11 protein-coding genes are annotated in these 22,230 nt (G+C 51.1%); 9 read left to right on the top strand and 2 right to left on the bottom strand.

The annotated features are described in order from the left end of the window. Nucleotides 1-636 precede the first annotated feature (636 nt). The 8 genes from ABD796_RS15995 (at nt 637) to ABD796_RS15960 (ending at nt 19,741) form a co-directional block, all read left to right on the top strand. Nucleotides 637-2,010 (top strand): extracellular solute-binding protein, encoded by a 1,374-nt coding sequence (locus tag ABD796_RS15995; protein ID WP_344909153.1) that lies wholly within the window; start codon nt 637-639, stop codon nt 2,008-2,010. A 252-nt stretch (nt 2,011-2,262) separates the two neighbouring features. After that, nucleotides 2,263-3,591: an ABC transporter substrate-binding protein gene (locus ABD796_RS15990; protein ID WP_344909152.1), complete on the top strand. Its 1,329-nt coding sequence runs from the start codon at nt 2,263-2,265 to the stop codon at nt 3,589-3,591. Between the two features lie 192 nt (nt 3,592-3,783). After that, complete coding sequence (gene hepB / locus ABD796_RS15985; RefSeq protein WP_344909151.1) at nt 3,784-8,475, top strand: heparin/heparin-sulfate lyase HepB; 4,692 nt, start codon at nt 3,784-3,786, stop codon at nt 8,473-8,475. Nucleotides 8,476-8,707: 232 nt separating this feature from the next. Then, the gene (locus ABD796_RS15980) at nt 8,708-10,063 is read left to right on the top strand and encodes an extracellular solute-binding protein (RefSeq protein ID WP_344909150.1); all 1,356 of its coding nucleotides are present in this window, start codon (nt 8,708-8,710) and stop codon (nt 10,061-10,063) included. Between the two features lie 578 nt (nt 10,064-10,641). Further along, nucleotides 10,642-11,682, top strand: a complete 1,041-nt coding sequence (locus ABD796_RS15975) for an extracellular solute-binding protein (protein WP_344909149.1) — start codon at nt 10,642-10,644, stop codon at nt 11,680-11,682. Between the two features lie 74 nt (nt 11,683-11,756). Next, complete coding sequence (locus tag ABD796_RS15970; protein ID WP_344909148.1) at nt 11,757-17,240, top strand: heparinase II/III domain-containing protein; 5,484 nt, start codon at nt 11,757-11,759, stop codon at nt 17,238-17,240. A 476-nt stretch (nt 17,241-17,716) separates the two neighbouring features. Next, nucleotides 17,717-19,054, top strand: a complete 1,338-nt coding sequence (locus tag ABD796_RS15965) for a PfaD family polyunsaturated fatty acid/polyketide biosynthesis protein (RefSeq protein ID WP_344909147.1) — start codon at nt 17,717-17,719, stop codon at nt 19,052-19,054. 162 nt (nt 19,055-19,216) lie between these two features. After that, the gene (locus ABD796_RS15960; RefSeq protein WP_344909146.1) at nt 19,217-19,741 is read left to right on the top strand and encodes a cysteine hydrolase family protein; all 525 of its coding nucleotides are present in this window, start codon (nt 19,217-19,219) and stop codon (nt 19,739-19,741) included. 343 nt (nt 19,742-20,084) lie between these two features. On the opposite strand, the gene ABD796_RS15955 is transcribed toward ABD796_RS15960, so the two are convergent. Together ABD796_RS15955 and ABD796_RS15950 are read right to left on the bottom strand one after the other, a co-directional pair. Continuing rightward, nucleotides 20,085-20,396, bottom strand: coding sequence for a carbohydrate-binding protein (locus ABD796_RS15955; RefSeq protein WP_344909145.1), 312 nt, complete (start codon nt 20,394-20,396; stop codon nt 20,085-20,087). A gap of 452 nt (nt 20,397-20,848) precedes the next feature. Beyond that, a complete protein-coding gene (locus ABD796_RS15950; protein WP_344909144.1) occupies nt 20,849-21,469 on the bottom strand; it encodes a DUF1796 family putative cysteine peptidase in 621 nt (206 codons plus the stop codon). A gap of 545 nt (nt 21,470-22,014) precedes the next feature. On the opposite strand from ABD796_RS15950, the gene ABD796_RS15945 reads away from it, so the two are divergent. Next, nucleotides 22,015-22,191 (top strand): hypothetical protein, encoded by a 177-nt coding sequence (locus ABD796_RS15945; protein WP_344909143.1) that lies wholly within the window; start codon nt 22,015-22,017, stop codon nt 22,189-22,191. Nucleotides 22,192-22,230: the final 39 nt, after the last annotated feature.

Here is a 22,230-nt window from a genome sequence, read left to right as displayed (position 1 = left end):
CTTCCAAAAGATACGTATACACGTTTTTGATTGCAAGTCCACAGGTTCCTGCTTTCAGATGCCCGAGTGGATTTGTTGTGATTTGTAAGTAGCCATTTATTTAGTTTTGAAATCTACGTTTCCAATAAATTGATGTTTATGTGATTTGTATGTTTTAGATAGTAAAGGAGTGAAACCAAGCTTTTAAATAAAAGGCAGGTAAATTTCGTTAAAAACATATTGACTGGTCGTGAAATTGGCTGTATGATTCGAATTAACAAACCTCTTATAAATTACAATTGGTGTGCGGCGAGGATTTTCTGGATTAGAAGGTTCTTATAACACATTACATGATGAATATCTGGTTTGTATAGCGACACCTCGGTCTTCAGCCCGCCCAGCACCTAACAAGCGTACTCCGGCTCCTTCTACATCAAGATCATAAATCTCACAGAACCTATCGTCCCAGATTAAAGCTTACGATCACGTAAAATCGGCACTGTACCAGGAGAACAGCAGCAACGAAGCAAGCCGACCGTCCGACTGCTGATTGACAGCAAATTACGCGTACATTACGATCTAGGTAATAGGTCGAGCTGCGTCCGAATGCCTGTATGGAGGGACGACAGCCGGCTAGTCGGAATGGTGGGGAAATACATGAGGAAACGTCCCAGCCGATTAACGTTTCAATCGCGGTTGGATGAAATGGTCGGCATTTTACGAAGTGAGATCCGAAGCGGCAAAAGAGCCGACGGGGAGTTCTTGCCCCCCGAGAAAGATATGGCCGCCCAATACCGGCTAAGCAACCAGTCGGTGCGCAAAGGTTTGGAGGTTCTAGTAACCGAAGGCTTGATCGAGAAAATACCGCGGGTCGGTAATAAAGTGACCGCCCCTGCACTCACCGAGAACGTGACGGTGAAGCTGTGCTACCAGAACACGATTCCCGGCGAGACCGGCCTCCCGGAGCTGCTGACGAGATTCCGGACGCTCTATCCGCATATCAACGTGCAGGAGGTGGTGCTTCCGGCCAATACGGTGGACAACATAACGCAATATATGGATAACGGGATGCTCGATATAGTGACGATTAACCAAACTCTATTTCGCGAACTCGGGGAAACGGGCAATCTGGACCGTCTGCAGCGGCTGGAGCCGAACCCGGAGATGTATCCGTTCTTGACCGAAGCGTTCCAAGTCGACGGCGAACTGCTCGTGCAGCCTTTTCTATTCTCTCCGGTCGTTCTGTGTTACAACCGCGATCATTTTATGGAGAAGAAGGTTCTGGAGCCAGACAGCATGTGGACTTGGCGGAAGCTGATCGAGCATGCGGGCGATCTGGATGTGCCGAAGGAGCGGGTTAGTCTGGCGTACTTGTTTTATTCGGTCAATCGTTTTCCGTTGTTGTTTTTGCAGCACGGCATCACATTTGCCAAAGGGAAAGACGGAAAGCCTCGCATCGACAGAAGCAAAATGAGCGAGGTGTTGCGGCTCGCACGAACGATGAAGGAGAAGTTCCCGATTCTGTTCGACGGCAGCGTCACGTCCGATAACGAGGCGGATCAGCTGTTTATGAACAATAAGTCTTCCATGATCCTGACCACTTATTTTCGGCTCAATGCGTTTAAGGATTCGGAGGTTTCGTTCGATCTATCCCCAATTCCGCATGCGGGAGATCCGAAGACGCTGCTCGTAAATATCGGTCTCTGCATCAACCGGAAAACGGAGGTGCGCGAAGCTGCACGAACGCTGGTCGAGTTTCTGACGTCCTACGACACCCAGCTTGCGATTCGCCGCCATACCTATTCGCTGCCTGCTTTGAAGCCAGCCGCGGAATGGGTCGGAGAGGAAACGCTGCGGAGACCATCCCGTTTCTCGATGTTCCGGGAAATTTTACCGACGATACGTACTTGCTCGGACTTGCGGATCAGTGAGGCGGAGATGAGGAAGCTCGTCTGGGAAGTACGGATGCATATGGCCGGTTTTGATGAAGAGGAGCAGTTTTGCTCCCGTCTTGAGGAACAGTGGGTGTAAGCGGACGAGGTAATTTAAGCGAGTATGAGGAGAGCTGAGCCGATGGCATGCCTCCTCCTCCGGCACGGGGGATCAGGACGAAGCGGGAGAGATGCTGAATCGCGTCATAATGAAAGCGCTATCTTTCTGGCAATCGTGTTCGACTCTGGGATGAGAGCCCGTTTATTGAGGTAAACAGGAGTATCTATGGCAAATATTATCTGAATATTCGGAAATTTAATGAATGAAAAACGATGGAGGTACGACGCGAACATGAAGAAGAACATAAAAAATGCAGGGGTCGCGCTTGCGCTGATCGGGGCTGTGCTGGTCTCGGCGTGCAGCAATCAGGGGAGCGGTACGGGGACGGACGGCAAAGCCGGGGAGCCGGCCGAAGTAAAACCGAAAAAGCCGATCACGTTAACGATATTCACAAACGGTGTGACGGCCGCCGAGTTCGACGACCGGTTCCGGGGGATGCTGCAGGAGAAATTCCCTCACGTCACGATCGAATATATCCAAGCCGCGAAAGGCTCGACCATCGTTGATCTGGTCGCCCAGAACAAAATACCGGATATTATCCGGACCGACATTCCCACGTTGTACAACGGTTATCTCGATTACAAGATCGGATACGATCTGAGCGAATTGATCAAGAAGAACAAGTACGATTTGAACCGGTTCAATAAAGTGTTTATGGACGAGATCGTGACGGTCGGCCGTACGGGAGCGATATACGGATTGCCGGTTCCGCCTTATTTTCCGCAAGTGCTTTATTACAACAAGGATCTGTTCGACAAGTTTGGCGTGCCTTATCCGAAGGACGGCATGACTTGGGATGAAGTGTACGAGCTCGCCAAAAAGTTGTCGCGGACCGAGGGAAGCACTGTATACCGGGGATTCAGCGCCAATACGACCGCGATGCTGAGGGACAATCCGTTCTCCCACCCGATTCTCGATCCGAATGCCGATCAGCTCTCGGATATGGAGAAGTGGAAGACGCTGTTTACGAATTTCAAGCGGTTCTATGAGATTCCGAACAATGCGATCGAGAAGACGGCCGCGGCGGAAAATACGGCGTTCAGCAAAGGCAAGGTGGCGATGATGGTCAACCAGCACAGCGTCTACTTGACGATCCCGCCGGAAGTGAACTGGGATATCGTATCCTACCCGCTGCAGACGGGGGCGCCGAAGCTGATGCCGCAGCGCGGCTCGGCCTATTGGTCGATTACGAATACGAGCCAGCATAAGGACGAAGCGTTCGAGATTATTACGGCGATGCTGTCGGACGAGATGCAGATGTCGGACTCTAGGAAAGGGTTGCCGACGACGCTAACCAAGAAGGAAGTTATGGATGAGCTCGGCAAAGGGCATCCGGTCTACAGCAAGAAAAATATGAATGCAATCAACTTGTATCCTCCGGTAACGTTTACGCCGAAACGGAAAGCCGATCTGATCGACATACCAGGGATTACGCAGCAAGATTGGATGGCCGAGACGTTCGTGAAAGTGGCGGGCAGCGGGGCTGATATGAATACGGCGCTGCGCGAGCTCGACGAGCGGCTGAAAGCGGAGCTTGCGAAGCTCAAAAGCCAGAAGTAGCCGTAACGCCGGGAACGGATACGACGATGACAGCACGATACGGCATTGGCGCAGGCGAGGGACTGGTACAGTTCCTTTGCTTACGCCGTTATGACCGATGCTGTTTTCGTGCTCCACAACGGGAAAGGTGCGCGAGAGCAAGCGAGGTGTTGGCCCGCCTTGTTCTAATCGAGATCGAGAGGGGATCGAGTGTTGAAAAAGAAAGCTACGATATGGCTGCTTGTGCTGCTGCTGTGCCTCGGAATGCTCCCGCCGTTTTCGGCGCAAGTGAAGGCCGAAGCGCTTGCTTTAACGAACGGGGGATTCGAGTCCGGACTTGTAGGCTGGAGCCGTCTGTTCGGCAATGCCGCCAATATAGTCGTCACGAGCGAGCATTACCATTCCGGAGGCTTCAGTCTGCGCATCGATGACAAGGAGAGCACCTCCGGGTACGCCATCAGCAGCGGCCGTCATCCGGTCGTGCCGGGCAAGCAGTATATGGCGTCCGCCAAAATGAATATGATCAGCGGACATGGCATGATCTATTTATATTTCTACGATGCGGCCGGAACGGTGATCAAAAGCGTGTCGGCGGTGAAGTCGTCTCCACTGGGTTCCTGGACCGACGTGATGATATCCGCGGAGCCTCCAGCAGGGGCGACGGAGGTCGCCGTCGTGTTGGCTACCGGTATGGCGAACGTCGGCCGGGTTTATTTCGACACGGTCAGCCTTAGCGCCGTCAGCCTGATCGCGAACGGAGGTTTCGAGTCGGGACTTCAAAATTGGAACGCCGCCTTTGGCAGCGCTCAGCGGATGACGGTTGTGACCGATCCGAAATTTTCCGGCTCCTACAGCCTGAAGCTCGACGACAATAGCACCCAGAGCTCGCTGGGCATGGAGAGCGACAAGTTCCCCGTTGTTCCCGGCAAAAGCTACACAACTGAGGCGCGGGTGAGGGTGGACAGCGGCTCAGCAGCTCTTTATTTGCGTTTCTACAATGCGGCGGGCGTTCAGCTCGATCAGGTGAGCAAAGGGCAGGGCGTCACCCAAGGGTTGTGGCAGACGGTGACCGTCTCGATGGTCGCGCCGCCGGGCGCCGCGAAAGCGAGCATTATCTTATATTCCTCCGGGGCCAACGTCGGGGTTATGTATTTCGATGATGTCAGCTTAACGGACAAGACGATGCTTCAGGGCACGGTGACGGATGCGACCTATGCAGCTCACATTCCTTGGGCGAACGCGTATCTGTATAAGGCGACGGATTCGGGCTTTCTGGAGCCGATCGATAAAGCGGTAACTAACGCCGCAGGCAAGTATACGTTCGGCAAAGGAGTCCAGGACGGCAGCTATGTCGTGAGAGTGTCCAAGGACGGATACTTGGCTGGCACGGTCGGCGCGCAGGTTGGCACAAGCCCGGTGAGCGCCGATCTGGCGATCGCGAAAGACACCGCCGCACAGCGCTACACGGTGGGCGGCACAGTTCGCGTGCCCGGAACGTCGACGCCGTTGGCCGGAGCGTCGGTATCGCTGTACGACGACAACGACGCCGGCTTCACGGCTTCGCTCGGCGCAGCGGTATCGGCGGCGAACGGCACCTTTACGCTCGACCGACAGGTCGTGAACGGACGGTATCTGGCTCGTGCCGTGAAGCCGGGCTACTACACGACGACGTTTCCTGTAGCGGTGAACGGCGGCAATTACGCCTCGGTCGACCTGCAAATGCCCGTGAAGGACAATGTCACGACGGAAAGCATGCCGAAGCCGCCGGCGGCACACCCGAGGCTGTACGTAACGCCGGAGCTGGTGACGCAGCTGCAGGACAAAATCGCGACGCCGCACTTCCAGCCGATCTGGACGAAGCTTCTCCAAGGCAGCTACATACCGGTATATACCGGGAAAAGCAGCGGCGCAACGCTCGGATTCGAGCCGTATCCGTTCCCGTCCGCCGAGCAGGCCCGTTATGTGAAGCTGTTCGGCAGAGGCAACTCGGTCAACCAATGGAACTCGATCACCGAGACGGAGATTTATTCGCAAGACACGGCCGGCGGGAAAGTGAAGCTTCCGGTACAGAGCGTGACCTGGAGCAGCCAGGACCGTCAGTATGACGGCAACAATACGATCGACGGCAACCTGGACGCCGAGTCCCGCTGGTCGGCGGAAGGACCCGAGGAATGGATCGTCTACGATCTCGGCTCCGTCCAATCGGTCAACGAGGTGGATATCGCCTGGCACAGCGGCAATACGCGCTTTTCGTATTTCGATATCTATGTCTCTGCAGACGGACAAAACTGGAAGCTCATTAATATCGGCTTGGGCAAGCCGCCGGGTTGGCTCGATCCGCCGCCGCCCGGGGGAATCAACTACTCCGCCAGCACGAAGCAGGCGATCGAATTTAATGCGATGAAATATTTGCTGCTAGGAGATGCTGCAAGCGGACGTCTTGCCATCGAAGCGATCCAAAACTTCATGGATACCGTCGTCTACGGCGGACCGGATACGTTCCGGCCGATCGGCGATACGATGTTCGCGGCGGCGCTCGTCTACGACTGGTGTTATCCGCTTCTGGAGGAAGACGAAAAGACGGCAATAATAGCGGGCTTGAAACGTCTGGCTGGTCAAATGTCGATCGGGTATCCGAATATCCGGTACGGCGCGATAAGCGGGCATTATTCGGAAAATCAGCTGATGAAGGATCTTCTGATCTCAGGCGCGGCGATCTATGACGAGGACCCGGAAATGTACGATTTGTCCGCCAAACGGTTTTTCGAAGAATACGTGCCGGCTCGCAACTTCTGGTATTTGTCCGGTATGCACCATCAAGGCATGGCTTACGGCTTCGGCGTCCGTTACACCCCGGAATTGTGGGCGCAGTGGCTGTTCGACCGGATGGGGCACGGCAGCGTCTTCGTTCCCGAACAGGGAGACGTCATCTTGCGCGGCATCTATTCTCGCCGTCCGGACGGACAAATGCTCATAGACGGCGATACGGGGACTGGGCACAACAACGCTCCTGGGGTATATTGGAAATATATGCCGGCTCTTATGCTCGCGGCTTCGTATTATAAAGATCCTTACTTGCTGGATGAATTTAAGAGGCAGTATACGCCGGGTTCGGATCTGCTGTCGGAAATTTTGTTCGTCGAGCCGGATCTGCCGGCGAAGCCGATCGGCGAGCTGCCGCTTACCCGTTACTTCGGTTTCCCTTACGGCACGATGATCGCGCGAACCGGCTGGGACGCCGACGGTACGGAAGGACGTTCTTCCGACGTCGTCGCCGAGATGAAGATCGGCAGCTACCAGTTCGGCAACCACCAGCATCTCGATTCGGGCAGCTTCCAGCTCTATTACAAGGGTGGCCTGGCGATCGACTCCGGCATGTACGGGGGAACGAACGGTCAGTATGGCAGCGAGCACGACAGGCACTACTACAAACGGACGATCGCGCATAATGCGATGCTCGTCTACGACCCGGCCGAACCGCAGTTTGGCGACTGGGCGAACGACGGCGGGCAGCGCTATACCCCCGGAGCGACCGGGATCGAGGATTTGCTCGGCAAAAATAATTACGTCAGTCCGGTCGTCGGACACCAGTTCGGCCCGGACTTGCATTCGCCGAATTTCAGCTACATCAAAGGGGATCTGACTGCCGCCTATACCGACAAAGTGCAGCAGTACGAGCGTTCCTTCGTATTCCTGAACCTGAAGGATGCCGATCACCCTGCCGCGATGCTCGTCTACGATAAAGTGAAGGCGTCCGACCCGAATTTCAAAAAATACTGGCTCCTGCACAGTATGGAAGAGCCGCAGGTGGACGGCAACACGACGACGATCATGCGCAGCGGGGACGGCTACGAAGGAAAACTGGTCAACGAGACGCTGCTGCCAGGTCCGGGGGGCGCTGTGATTGAGAAAGTCGGAGGGCCGGGACACGAGTTCGACGTATTCGGCATGAATTATCCGCAGGCAACGCGGAGCGCGCCGGGCAAACATACGGTTGAGGCGGGAGCTTGGCGGGTACAAGTGTCGCCGGCGGCGGCAAGCGAGACGGACCGTTTCCTGAACGTGCTGCAGGTGATGGACAATGACGGCACGGCTCCGCTGCAGGCAGGAGTGATCGACTCGGAGAAGATGGTCGGCGCTGCGATCGCCGATTACGCCGTATTGTTCAGCAAGGCTGGCGTACGCGAGCAAGGGACCGTGTCCTTCTCCGTGTACGGGGGAGGAGAGCGGCAATATGTCGTGACGGACCTTGCGACCGGCACGTGGAAAATCTCCGGCGTTAGCGGGGAGTCCTATGGAGAAGTAAGCGAGGCCGGGGGCGTTCTGTACTTTACCGGGCCTACGGGCACCTACACGTTGACTTTCATGGGGGCTGTCGACCTCGTGCCGCCGGTTACGAAGGCGACCGTTGGGGGCGTGACCGGGCCGGGGACGTTCAACAACCACGCCGTAACCGTTACGTTCGACGTGTATGACCTGCTCTCCGGCGTCGACCGGACGGAGTACCGGTTGAACGGGGGAGCCTGGACGACGGTAACCGGTTCGGTCTATTTGCAGACGGACGGCGTCTATGCGCTGGATTACCGCTCCGTGGACCGGGCGGGCAATGTGGAGACGGCGAAGCAGCTTCTGATCGGAATTGACAAATCACCTCCGACGGCAACGATCGCCTACAGCAGCAGGGTCCCGACTCGCGAGACGGTGACGAACGGTTCGACGTACCTCCTATACGAGAACGGAGCTTTGATCGATACGCAGACGCTGGCCGTCCGGACGCCTCGAGCGCAGCGGGCCGTAACGACGATGCAAGGCAAGCCGCCAGGCGCGTACGAATACCGGGCGGAGCTGGTGAAAGCGACGGGGGCGATATCCAGTGAGAAGCTGATCGTTCACGTCGTGAAATAAAACGATGCCGGTCGGATCTCCGGCCGGCGTATAGATCGTTTTAAGATCCAGTTTCTCGAAAAGTGGGTTCGCCGCGGTGGAGAGTCTCAGCTTTTTTATAACTGGTTTCAGAAAATATTGTACAGAAAAGGGATGTTTTGGATATCGTGTAGTTGTGGTGAAGGCTTGCAATCAAATCTTGGTATTGTTATTATGGGGGAGAGGAATTATAGGTAATAAGGAGTTTGATAGGATGCAAAAGCCAAGCCGACGAACACATAGAGATCGGATGCAGAAAATGGTACATTCCCTTCGCGAAGAAATCTTCTCGGGTAAATATGCGCCGGATACGTTTTTGCCAGCTGAAAAAGTACTGGCTGACCGGTTTGACGTGGGGACGAATTCAGTATCGAAAGCGCTTGATATTCTTGCCGAAGAAGGGCTTATCGTCAAAACGCGCCGGGTTGGCAGTAAGGTCATCAAGAAGGAAACGGTGCATTTCGGTGTTCATACCAAAATGAATCGGGATCTCGATCTCGCAACGCTTTTGTCTGAATTTCATAAGGATTATCCGCACATCCAAATAAATCCGATTGCAATTACGGATGACTATCGAGCATCCAATATGACGGATGATTTGTTGTCAACCGGTCGCTTCGATATGATCCTGATGAATCAAATTTACTACCAGAACATGCGAGAGAATGATCGGCTAGATATGCTGCAGCCGCTTCCACTTCAGAGTGGAGTTTATCCATCCATACAAGACAAGCTATTGGAGGACGGAACCAGCTATGTCAGACTTCTTGCTTATTCTCCGGTAATCCTTTGTTACAACAAGGAGCATTTTCAAGAGGCCGGGTTACTTGAACCCCATAGCGGTTGGACGTGGAAGGACTTACTGCACCATAGCGATGTACTCTCTAAAGGAGCCGAACGGTACGGCTTTTATTTTGATTTTCAAAATTCATTCAATAGATGGCCTATTATTCTTTTGCAGAAAATTTTGCATAAGGAGAAGGGGAAGGAGAGAAAAGATCGACTGTCGGCAGATGATGTGATGGAAGTTTTGAAATTTAGCCGCACTTTGCTGGAAACAGCCAGCGTCATGCCCGGGTTATTGAGTTCGGGAACGGCTCTAACCCTTTTTGCCGAAGGAAAAATATCGATGTTTATGTCTACTTACTTTCTTTTGAATGAGTTTAAAGAGGCTTCTATTCCTTATGATATTGCCCCGCTTCCTCATTTTACCGACCCCCGCACCCTGTTGATTTGGCAGGGGGTGGCCATTTATAGCAAGACAAGCGTGCCTGAGGCCGCACAAGTCTTTGTTGACTTTCTCTCATCGCACAAAGGACAGGAAATTATTCAGCGAAATACATTAAGCATTCCAGGATCGGGTACAGTGGCTGATCTACCTCTTGGAGCCGGTTTGAATGCGCCATCACGTTACCAGCTTTACCGGGAGATTATCCCTACGTATCGTACGATTTCGGAAAGCCAATTAAGCATCAAGGCAATCGAAGCGATTCACCAGTTACTGCAGCTTTTTTCCTCCGGAATTGCCGGTGAAGAAGAAGTTCGCGAGAAGCTTAAAGCGTGGTTATAGTCTTTGGATCGTTCGGAGTAAAGGTCGGGACCGTCTTCCGGCCTCTTTGCTATTGTCCGATTTTTTCGCGTTTTGGCTGAGCTATACAAGGTAGGGTTCCGTCAGCCCAAACTCCTGGAACAAAGTTCTTAAAAATTTAAATTCATTGACACTTTTCTTTCAATCCATATATAATGGCAATAAGATATCGTGTAGATGTGATGTTGAATTGTGAATGAAGGCGCGAATACGACTACATAAAACGCTTGTATCTATAACTACGCCTCATTGAAATGGTTTCAAATCGCTTATTTTATTATGCTGGTACAGGGTTGATCTAGAAGGAATCGATTTTATGGATAAAGTGCTTTGCGTTATGTAAGCGGTTTCTATAGTCTTGTACAAATAAATGGGGGCAAGCAAACGAAAAAGACAGCCTGTTTTATGGTTTCAATGACTATGCTTTACACGATGACAGCCTGCAGCAGTAAGGAGGTGACACTTCCGCCCAACGAGCCTTCAACGGCGACAAGCAAGCCCGCCGAACCGGTTACGCTGGTTTTGTACACCAATCTGACGGATGAAGAGGTCAATCAATTTTGGATATCGTCCGCGTAGCGGGTACGTTGATTCAATCAGAGTATCTGGATCTGGGGCTCGGCTATGATTTAAATGAGCTTATTAAAAAGAATAAGTACGATACCAGCATTTTCAATCCGTTATATTTTAAACAACTGGCTAATAATGCCGGAGCGACTAAGGGTGAGGTGTACGGTTTACCGATCAATCTCATAAGTCCTTATGTCCTTTACTACAACAAAGACTTATTTAATCGATTCGGGATTCCTTTTCCGAAGAATGGCATGACGTGGGATGAAACGTATGAAATCGCCAATAAGCTGAACCGGGTTGAGGGCGGTGTGAATTATCAGGGTTTCAGCGCGGTTTATACGGAGTATTTGCGCGATAATCAGCTTGCTGTTCCTGCCCTGGATCCCGGTGCCAATAAGATGAATGACACCGAAAAATGGAAGCCTCTGTTCGACAATTTACTGCGCTTCTATCCAACGGTCGGCAATCCTATAGGCGCAAACTCCGCTGCCGACCAAAGTAAGTTTATTAAGGAACGCACCGCTAGCATGCTGCTGGCACAGTTAAATACAAGTGTCCGTTCGTTTCCGGCCGATTTGAACTGGGATATGGTTTCCCTTCTCGTGTTTAAGGAAAAACCTAACGCGGGTTCGATACCGCCTCCGGCTTATTTCTCGATTACTCAACAAAGCAAGCACAAGGAAGCGGCGTTTGAAGTCATTCAATATTTACTATCTAAGGAGGTGCAGCTGGAGCATTCGAAAGAAGGAAGAGGGACTTCATTAATCGACCCTGAGGTTCAACAAGCTTTCGGACAGAATAGCGAGGTTCTGAAGACAAAAAATATTTCGGCGATTTTTTATCACAAAAATACCGAAGCAATGCCTGCGCGAAAAGAGGGACTGATTCCCATTGAAGCTGGGGTGACACAAAAAATAATTTCCGATGCCTTTATTGATGTAGCAACAGGGAAGAGCGATATCAATACGGTCTTAAGCACTGCGCAGGAAAAGATCGGTAAGGAAATCGAAAATGTAAAAAACAAGTAATGAAACAAAATGAGGAGATGATAGATCTCCTTATTTTTTTAACAAAAATAGCGATGAAATGAGGAGGTTTAGTCATGAAAAAGTGTTTAAAAGCGGGTTTGGTTCATTCGCTTATTATACTGCTAACCTTTGGTACGCTATTCGATGTCGCATCCGGGGAATCCGTATTCCTGCAGCCCGATCAGGGATACAACACTATGCTGGGAGTGAAAAAGGCAAATATGGAAGTGAATCAAATAAATGATGCTTATCCGGAAGTCACCTCTCTAGCGAACCGCAGGGGTGTGATTTCTCAGGCAAACGAACCTATTGTGGTAGACGGGGTGCTCTCCGAAAGCGTCTGGAGCGAGGTCTACGGGTTAGCTCATTTCCAGACCGTTTTTCATAACCAGCCAGCATCGCCGGACACAACCGTGAAAACGCTTTATGATCAGAATCACTTGTATATTTCCGTACAGGGCGATTCCGATGGAGGCAGTCCAGCAGAAGCCGAACGCTTGTTCATTCTCCTCAGTACGGATAATACCAATCACAAATTTTACCAAATTCCGCTTATTGTGACCCAAGGTCCTTATCCGATTGGAATCCGTTATAAAAACTTCACTAACGGGGATATCCGCGATAATAAACAAGACATTATTGATCTGATCGCGAACAAAGCCGTTTCCCCTGTGATAACCAAGCGGCCGGACGGCAGCTGGACAGCTGAAATGGCGATCCCCTTCGCTGCTCTTGGCGTGACTTCTGTTCAGTCTGGCGATGAGTGGCATATGAATGTATTGCGTTATTTCGGTCCGGATTCCCCCCTGTTGCTTAATTCATGGGTTCCGATCCGTGTTTCTGAAGTGATTGATGGGGACTACAACGGAAGGGAAAACAGACGCGCTATTCTTGATGCCTATGTAAGCAATGAAGGGCGGTTGGGAAGTCTCTTTTTTAACCAAATCCCGGAAATGCCGGGTATCGGGAAGCCGACTGTCGAATGGACGCCTGAGAATGCCCGGTTGCTTTATCGGCATTATACGGAAAAGATATTGGAGCTGGATGCCGCAGAACTAAGCGGGGATTCAACCGTTCAGCTTATCTGGACCTCACCTTACGGGGAAAAGACCGTTTTGAATGATGCAACGATTGCAGAGGCTGGAGACAAACGGTTGCTTTCTTTTACTCATCCGGCACCGAAAGAAAATGGGTGGTATCAACTGCAGATTCGTATCGATGAACCAGGCCATTCGGTGATCAAAGACCTGCATCTTTCTTTTGACAGATATAGCCTTATCGAAGCCGGGGATCAATTGTACCCGACGCAGCAGGCCGAAGGAACGCCGAGAGCGATTACGGCGCAGCCCGCTTCTGCCGAAGTCGCCAATCTGCTTGCTTTGGTTCCGGAAAGGGTGGGTTTCAACTTTGTCTGGGTTCCACACAAACCCGAGTTATCGGAACGATCGGTTAACTTTAGCTGGAGCCCTGCCAATCCGTGGAAAATCGTTTCCACCGACAGCGAGAAAATCGAATATCCGAACCCGCTTTATCCCGAGGATAACCACTTAACGGTGGTCAATAGGAAAGGGGAGACCGTAGACTACCCGTACTATGAAGATTCGCAAGGCCGTCGTTACTTTTTGTCCGCGCACCTCTGGCATTTACAACGGGAATATTTAATCAAACGGACGAAAGAACTTTCGACTACCGACCCTTTGGGAGCGGCCAGATTGCTTTATCGCTTTGCCCAAGTCTATCAGGGATGGGTACCGGTGAATGATATTGACGGAGGGGCGCAGTATCCTATTTCCACGGTTAATGGTCCTCCATATAATTACTACGGCGGGATGTGGTCCAGGTGGAGCCAGACTGAACTGAACGCGTTAGCTCCGCTTGCGGATGCCTATGCCGAAATCAAAAAGACAAATGCGCTGCAACTGTTAAGTCTGGAAATCGGCGATGATGTCGATCAGACGATCGTTAACGATATGTTCTTGCCTTCCATTGCATTCTTCCATACATATCCAGTCATCAAGAGCAATATCGAGTATTCCAACTGGAATGGCTTAATGAGCCTCGCCCGGGCATTGAATGAGCCCAAATATATGCATGAAGCCGTTGAACTAATGGCGCAGTATGCCAGTAGTCAGTACATGCTCGACGGATTCTGGAAGGAAGTATCGATTGGCTATCATAAGGATTCCGTGTTGGGCATCCAGAAGGGGGCCGCCCTGGCAGCGGGTTGGACGGATCCGGAACAGTATGAATCGCCGCGTTCCGGTGAACGGTATGTCCAGTTAAATCCAGGGGAGTACTTGCCGCAGATCGACGAAATGGTAAACATTCGGAACATACTGGCGTATCCGAACCGCGGTTTTTTCCCGGTTAATGATACATGGGCTTTTGAGAAGGCGACGGTCTCGCTCAGCACGCCTTCTCTGCTTAAACCTGCGGCTGGGATCGCCAAGTTAACCCGCGGTACCGGGTTAAGTCAGAATCAGTTATACATGAAGTTCTCTCCCTACAACGGTCATGACCATAAAGATCCGTTAAATATGAGCCTATTTGCGAAAGAACAAGAGCTGCTGCCGGATATCGGGTACACGCATACGAATTATAGACAATGGACGGCTTCTACATTGGCGCATAATACGGTAGTTGTGAATGGCAAGGATGCGTTAACGGGACTTGGCGGGAAGAGCGGGGGAAATCTTGAAGCATTTACTGCAATGTCCGATGGGGTTCAAGTCGTGAGTGCGCATCAGGAAAATGCATATCCCGAAACGACGGCGTATGGCCGAGAACCGTGGTTTATCGGGTTTAACGGAGCATCAGGCAGTGAGGGGTATGTGGTCGATTTATTCCGCGTAGCCGGCGGAGCCAGACATGAGTATACATTAGGAGGGGATGCGAATCGAACGGCAACGTTTGAAACCGATTTGCCCTTAACGGATTACGGCCCCTATTTGCTCTCCGGAAATCCAGTGGTTACTCCGCCTGTGAGCCAGACGGATACGGGTACGATAAGCGATAACCAATATTATGGGTATATGTACGTGCGAGATGTTCGTTCTGCACCTGTGCCGGACGGCAAGTATGAAGTAACCCTGAAGACCCAGGGTGAAACCGGTGAAAATGCGGGGCTAAGGATTACAGGATTTGTCGATGCGGGCGATAATGAATTGTTTATCGGCGAGTCGCCTTCTCTGCGGGCAGCACGGACCGGAGGACTGAGCTTTGACAATAATGTAGATGCAGAGAAGTATACCATGCCGAAGCTGGTGCTGCGCAGAGAAGGCACCGATCTGAAAAGTAACTTTGTCACGGTGATGGAGCCGTTGGACGCGGCAGCAGCACCTCAAATCGAGGTGGTGGATATGTTGAAATCCGACCTAACCACCGGCGAAGTAGCGGTATCGATTACCTATGGGAATACCCGGGATATCGTACTCAGTGCGCCGAACTACACGGATCAGGCCTTGATCGTCGGGGATCTCCGTATGGAGGGCAAAAGGGGTTTTATCCGCTTGGTCAACGGAGAGATTACGGAGATGCGCCTGGCGGATGGCGCGCTGCTGCAGAAGGGCGACAAGATCTTGACTGGGAATAGCGCCGCCACCGGTTCGATCATTGGCACACAACGTAAGGTAAATGGCGATCCTTACGATGCTCTTGTGACTGCGGCGGAAGTTCCCCAAGCGGCGGCGGGCGGTTATGTGGTCGTGACTCATCCGGACCAATCGACGACAGGCTATAAGATTATGGAGGTTCGGGCCGATCAGGGGAAAACCTTGCTTGTCCTGGACCATCAGGATCCGGGCTTTACTGTTTACGAGGATGGCCGTTCGGAGTTGAAGTACTATCCGATGACGAGCTGGAGCGGTACGCACCACTTCCGCATCGCCAATGTGGAAGCGGCAGAAGGCTCATGGCCGTCTAACGAAACGGCAACAGGTACGATAAGGGGCACCATCTATGATTCGGATGGTATTCCGCTCGAAGGCGCGGCCGTTCATTTGACCGGATACAGCACGATCACCGCAACAACCGACGTTGCTGGCGAGTTTACGCTACCGCTTGTACCGATTGGTTGGCAGAGAGTAACCGGCGTCAAGTCGGGGTATGGGATGGCCGTATCCGATGCTGTCTATATATCCACAAACCAAACCGCTAGTGTTACTTTTACGATGGCGGATCTGCAACCGCCGGTATTAACCGATGTGACACCGATCGGTGTTGGGACAGGGTTACCCGTGCGGGCAACTAGTTCCAAAGACGCCTTCCTATACCTTGTTCCAAGTACGACGCCTCCCTTTTTGCCGGCGCTGGAAACTGCTGTGATGACGGTTGGAGATACGGTCTACGGCATTAGGGTGCAAGCTGCGGAGGGAGTATCGGTTACACTCGCTACTTATGGCCTGGCTGCAGGAAAGTATATGCTGTACGCGGTGGACATGGATAAGAGAATTTCGAGCGGCTCGGCTGTTCAGATTATGCCTGTCGATCTGACGTTGGTAGATAGTACACATCCTTTCGTGAGTTATTCGGGAACATGGTATTTGGGAAATGATGAAAGACAAATCGGAGGGAGTTCCCGAACCGCAACGGCCGATGGTTCTTATGTGGACATTCCGTTTTATGGTATAGGGGCTAAACTTCTTGGGGTACGCTCCAATGCTCAAGGAAAAGCAAAAATTTACGTAGATGGCGTGTACCAAACGACCGTGGACAATTACAGTGCGGCCTGGAAGGCCCAGCAGGAGATTTACTATACCGGCGTGCTACCGAAAGGCGTGCATATGATTCGTTATGAGCGAATCGGTGAGAAAAACCCGGCTTCTTCTAGTTCCAACATTAATTTTGATGCGCTGCAAGTCATCGGTGAAGATCAGATCCAACCGGAACTCTCCCATGTGACCGCCGGTCTATTGGTTGCGGGGACGCCGATCGCGGCGACAAGCTCCAAAAGCGGTATGTTATATCTGGTGCCAAGTGCAACGGCAGCGACACAAGTGGCTGTCAAAGCGGCGGGAGCGGCTATAAATGGCACTACGGCGACGGTTACGGAAGGGGTATACGGCCTGTTGGATACGACGGGTTTCGTGACGGGCAACTATAAAGTGTATACGATAGACGCATACAATAATATTTCAAAAGGTTCCGAGACTATTACCATTCTCCGTCCGGAGGATGAGTGGATCGATAGCTTGAGTTCGGTCGTATCGTATTCGGGAACATGGTATTTGGGGAATGATGAAAGACAAATCGGAGGGAGTTCCCGAACCGCAACGGCCGATGGTTCCTATGTGGACATTCCGTTCTATGGTACAGGGGCTAAAATCCTTGGGGTACGCTCGAACGCTCAAGGAAAAGCAAAAATTTATGTAGATGGCGTGTACCAAACGACGGTGGACAATTATAGTTCGGCCTGGAAGGCCCAGCAGGAGATTTACTATACCGGCGTGCTAACGAAAGGCGTGCATATGATTCGTTATGAGCGAATCGGCGAGAAAAATCCGGCTTCCTCCAGTTCCAACATTAATTTTGATGCGCTGCAAGTCGTCGGTGGGGAATGAAGAAACCTTTCTTACTGTCAATGCTTCCAGGCTGAGGCTGTGGTGAACAAAAAAGCGAAGTGTTAGGCATGAAGAAGCATTCAGGGATTAGTCTGGATGCTTCTTTTTATGGCAATTTTCTTATTCCAACATATGGTATAGTGATGTAAAGATAATGACGGAGTGGCAATTGTTTAGAAAGAATATATTAAGGGGTTCACTTGCTTTGAAAATTAGCTAGGTTAGGGAGTTGTAAGTATGCATATTGGTGTAGATTTAGACAATACAGTTCTTGATGCCACTTCATCTTATTTACACTACTACAATAAAGCGTCTGGATTATTTCTAACACCTGACGATGTTAATGATTTTTACTTGTATCGTTTATATGGGTGGGAGAGGACGGAGCTCTAGGACTTGGCGTCGGGGGAAGCCTGAATTCGTCCTCTGCCTCGGTTAGCGTAAGCGTATATCCGACGGTAGCGGTACTTCCGGCTATGTATCCCGAGTGGCTGGGCGATCGCTCCTTTCTAAACGTTCATCGCGTTCGGTTTGCTTACATTGCCGGGGAGATGGCGAATGGAATTGCGACAACGCAAATGGTCATTGCTATGGCCAGAAGCGGAATGCTAGGTTTCTTCGGGGCGGGCGGGCTTTCTCCTGCACGTATCGAACAAGCGATAATCGAAATCCAATCTGCCCTGGATCCGGAAGGGCTGTCTTGGGGGATCAATCTGATCCACAGTCCGAACGAACCGCTGATGGAAGAGAAGACCGTGGATCTCTTTCTCCGACGGGGCGTTGTCAGAGTGTCGGCTTCCGCTTTTATGGGTTTAACACCCGCAGTCGTCCGATACGCCTGCAGCGGGCTTCATCTGGATGCCGCCGGAACCATTCGCCGCAAGCATTATTTGTTTGCCAAAGTGTCCCGCCCGGAGGTAGCGAAGCATTTCATGTCGCCGCCGCCTGCTCGCATGCTGGAGGCGCTGCTGGCCAAAGGGCTGCTCAGCGAGGAAGAAGTCAGACTTGCCGCCCATCTGCCGCTTGCGGAGGATATTACGGTCGAGTCCGATTCCGGCGGGCATACCGATAATCGTCCATTGGCGGCTTTGTTTCCGACGATCTTGGGGCTTCGGAATGAATTGATGCGCAGCTTTGCCTACACGAGGCCGATCCGGGTCGGTGCTTCCGGAGGTATCGGAACTCCTACTGCAGCCGCCGCCGCCTTTGCCCTCGGAGCTGCGTACATGATGACGGGTTCTGTCAATCAATCGGCGATCGAGTCCGGATTGTCAGCGGAAGGAAAGAAGATGCTGGCGGCAGCGGATTTGGCCGATGTCATCATGGCTCCCGCAGGAGATATGTTCGAGCAGGGAGTGAAGGTACAGGTTCTTAAGCGGGGAACGTTATTCAGTTCCAGAGGCTTCAAATTGCAGGAATTGTACCGAGCTTACCGCTCGCTCGAAGACATACCGCGTGAAGAAATCCTGAAGTTGGAAAAGGAAGTGTTCCAAGAAAAGCTGGAACATATTTGGCAGGATACGCAGCAGTTTTTCCAAAATCGTGACCCCGGACAACTTGCCAAGGCCTTGAAGGATCCCAAGCATAAGATGGCGCTAATTTTTCGCTGGTATCTCGGCAAGGCCAGCCGCTGGGCGATCGAGGGGACCGAGCATCGCAGACTCGATTATCAGATTTGGTGCGGTCCGGCTATGGGGGCATTTAACGCCTGGGTCAAAGGGACTTCTTGGAGCCTCCCGACAGGCGAACGGTCGTGCAAATTGCACTCAATTTACTGGAAGGTGCGGCCGTTCTTACAAGAGCGCAGCAAGTAAGAAGTCACGGACTCGATGTCCCGCAGGAAGCCTTTGCATTTATTCCGCGACCGCTTGGTTAAGAGATAAGATATAATAGGAGTACGATCCGGGTCGTGAGTTTGTGATCTGCAAGTTCCAGTTACAATCAAATGAGGCGCAAATGCTAAATGGGAGGCTAGTATGGATAATAACGTGGCTCTATTGGTGATTGATGTACAAGTTGGGATGTTTCCTGAAAGTGATCCCGTACATAACGCTGATGGTTTGATAGAAAATATAAAAACACTAATTGAAAAGTCGCGTTTCGCTGGAACCCCGATTATCTATGTTCAGCATAACGATGGACCTGGAGAACTTCTCGAACCAGGAGCTCCAGAATGGGAATTCCATCCTGCAATTCGTCCCAATGAGGGGGATGCAGTTATTCAAAAAACAACTCCAGACTCTTTTCATGAAACCCATTTACAAAGCGAACTATTAAATAGAGGAATAAAAAAACTCATTCTGACAGGGATCCAAACCGAACTTTGTATAGATACGACTTGTCGTCGAGCTCGTAGTCTAGGGTATGATGTGGTTCTCGCAAAAGACGCTCATAGCACTTGGAAGAGGGGCGAGTTAAGCGCTGAGAACATTATCGAGCATCACAATAGTCTTCTATGTTGGTTTGCGGATGTAAAAGAAAGTTCAAGGATTCAGTTTTAGGAGTTCTACGGTAAGGCGGCAGGGAGCCCGTTTTGGTTGGTGGCTTTAGATCATGAGTATGATATAAGTTGAACGAATGTTTGGGAAGCCCATTTCCGAAAAGGACTGCCTTGCTGCTCAGACATGTTGTTTTCAACTCCTGGATTGAAAAAAAGACGCAGCGGAATGGGGTTGAAAGCCAAAACTCGCTGCAAGGCAGATCCCTTTCTCCATTTCACTTGGCCGTTTCCAGGAAGTGATTTCGTTCAACTTACATAACAGTACGGAAAAGCCTCCTGGCGGCCCTTTTTAGGCCGACCAAGAGGCTTTTTTACTAGCCTAAACGGTTTAGGCCGCAGCTAGGCTACTGTGCTCCTACACGGACCAGCCGAATCCAGCCTTCCTTCCATTCGTTCCAGCCGTCCGTTTTGGGAAACACGACTTTCACGGCTTCCAATCCGTCCATTCGAAACGTTCGCCGGGATTGATCCAGTGCTGCCGCATAACGAAACATAACCGCGTATTGCCCCGGCGCTTCCAGCGACAGGTACCAGGACAGCGTATGCCCGACGGCATCCCAATGACTGAACGAGTTAAGACTTCCCGCGGGCTGGGCACCGGGCTTTTCCGTCAGTTGAATCTCTCCGCCGGACTGAGCCGAAACCTGCTCCGTCACCAGGGTAATAACCGATTCGTGAACCTCTGGTTCCCGATAGGGTGCGACCAGAGCAAGCGGCAGCGTTCGATAAGGGTCATATACGCTTTCGACTGCAACAGGCGCTGCCGGAAGCAAGGATACAGCATTGGCGGCGAAGATTCCGTACGCCTGTCTCCCGCCCCCTGTCAGCAGGATAGTTGAAAAAGGAAATTATATTTAAATCTCGAATAACTAATGTAATCGGATAGTTAAAAATTTGATGACGGACAGGAGTTTGTAAAAAAATGGTACAGTGAAGAGTGAATTTGGAAAGTTTATTTGGATTGAAGATCCTGAAGGTCGGCTGGTCGAGATTTGGGAAAAATAACGAGTTGCCCAGTTGGAAGATTGAACGATTGTCACGGCTTACTCTGCCATAAAGCGCCCCCCCACCACCGGTACCATATGGGTGTCGTACGCTGGAAGGCTGATTAGACCTGCAGCGTGAAGCCGCTCATGATATGGTTCCAGGCATCGTTGGCTCCTCTCCAATCATATCCCGGTGGAATGGTTACACAGCAAACGCCTTCAAGCCGCCAGTTTTCTTCCAGTACTCTGGGGATCGGGGACGTGTCGAAATTTACGATCAGCAGTCCGAAGTTCCCGTGCAGCAGCTTATCCAGGGCTGCTTTTAATAACCGGGCTTCCTGTTCGCTCGTGTTGGTTCGAATGAAAAGGATAGGCTTGTTCTGAGTCGTGTACCAGAATCGGTCGATGCGTCGGTCAAGCTTCTCCTTAAAGGAAGGGTAGGAATCCCACCAACGGGCCGCATGTACTGGAAAATCATGGAAAGAAATAATATCGTACATTTTATCTCGGACGACAAAACATTCCCGGGTTCTATCGAGCAGTTCGAGATTGTTGAAATCCATCAACCCTCGGAATTGACGATGCAGCAGATTCACAACTCCGGGCACAGATTCAGACACGAACCAGTCGAGCGGACCCGCAGATTGACGCAGACCCAGCCTGTTCAACTGATAGGCCACTTGGCAGGTGGAACCCAAACTTATATAGCTCTTGTAGCGGCCGACACAGTCTGCCCATCTCATAGCGCCCACTCCCCGGTAAATGAATTGCCCAGTGTTACATTATTCCTTCGCGCAAAATTAGGTGCGGCAGGATGGCAAATCTCTTCAAATGGATCACCTCGCCGCTGTTCCTTCGCTCTGGCAATGAGTCCACGTGTCCTTGATTAAAAGGGAATAGAATATAGAAAGGGAAAATAGACCGCCAACTTTTTACCAGGCCGTCTATTTTTTATTATCCTTTTCAAAAAGGAGAGGCGGGAGAGTATGAACTCACATTCGACATGGCGACGCTGAACTACCGGACAGATTAGTTATTCCGAATCCGCTTAGCCGGCGAAACGCAACCAGCACGGGCAATCCGCCCGGCGTTTGCGATCGCCGGCTTTTTGTTCGTCAGCAGTCCGTGCGATGAAATTATCGCGAGAGACCGGCTTATTTCAGCCAAGAATGGCGTACGTAACTACTCAATATGGCTATTACCGAAGCAGTTGTCTGACGACAGTAAATAGGGTTCATGATGTGGATTTATAAGTTTTGCTTATCTTGATGAATTAATAAGGGAGCATGTGGATAAAACATTAAAGTATATACTGGAAGCAGAGTTTGCAGAGTTAGACGATGATTTTACTTGGTTAAATGAAGAAAAAAGGAAAATTGCAAGAAATCGAGTTATTGAAATGACAGGTGGCTTATTTAGACCTAATGAAGATCCAATTTGGAGCTTTCAAGAGGTACTTGATTGATTTTCAAAATAGAAATAGGATGTTTTCTTATGCTGGTAA

Source organism: Paenibacillus hodogayensis, from assembly GCF_039536325.1.
In the GTDB taxonomy this organism is placed as follows: domain Bacteria; phylum Bacillota; class Bacilli; order Paenibacillales; family NBRC-103111; genus Paenibacillus_AB; species Paenibacillus_AB hodogayensis.
Note: the sequence above shows the minus strand (reverse complement) of the source record. Positions and strands in the feature narration are given on the sequence as shown.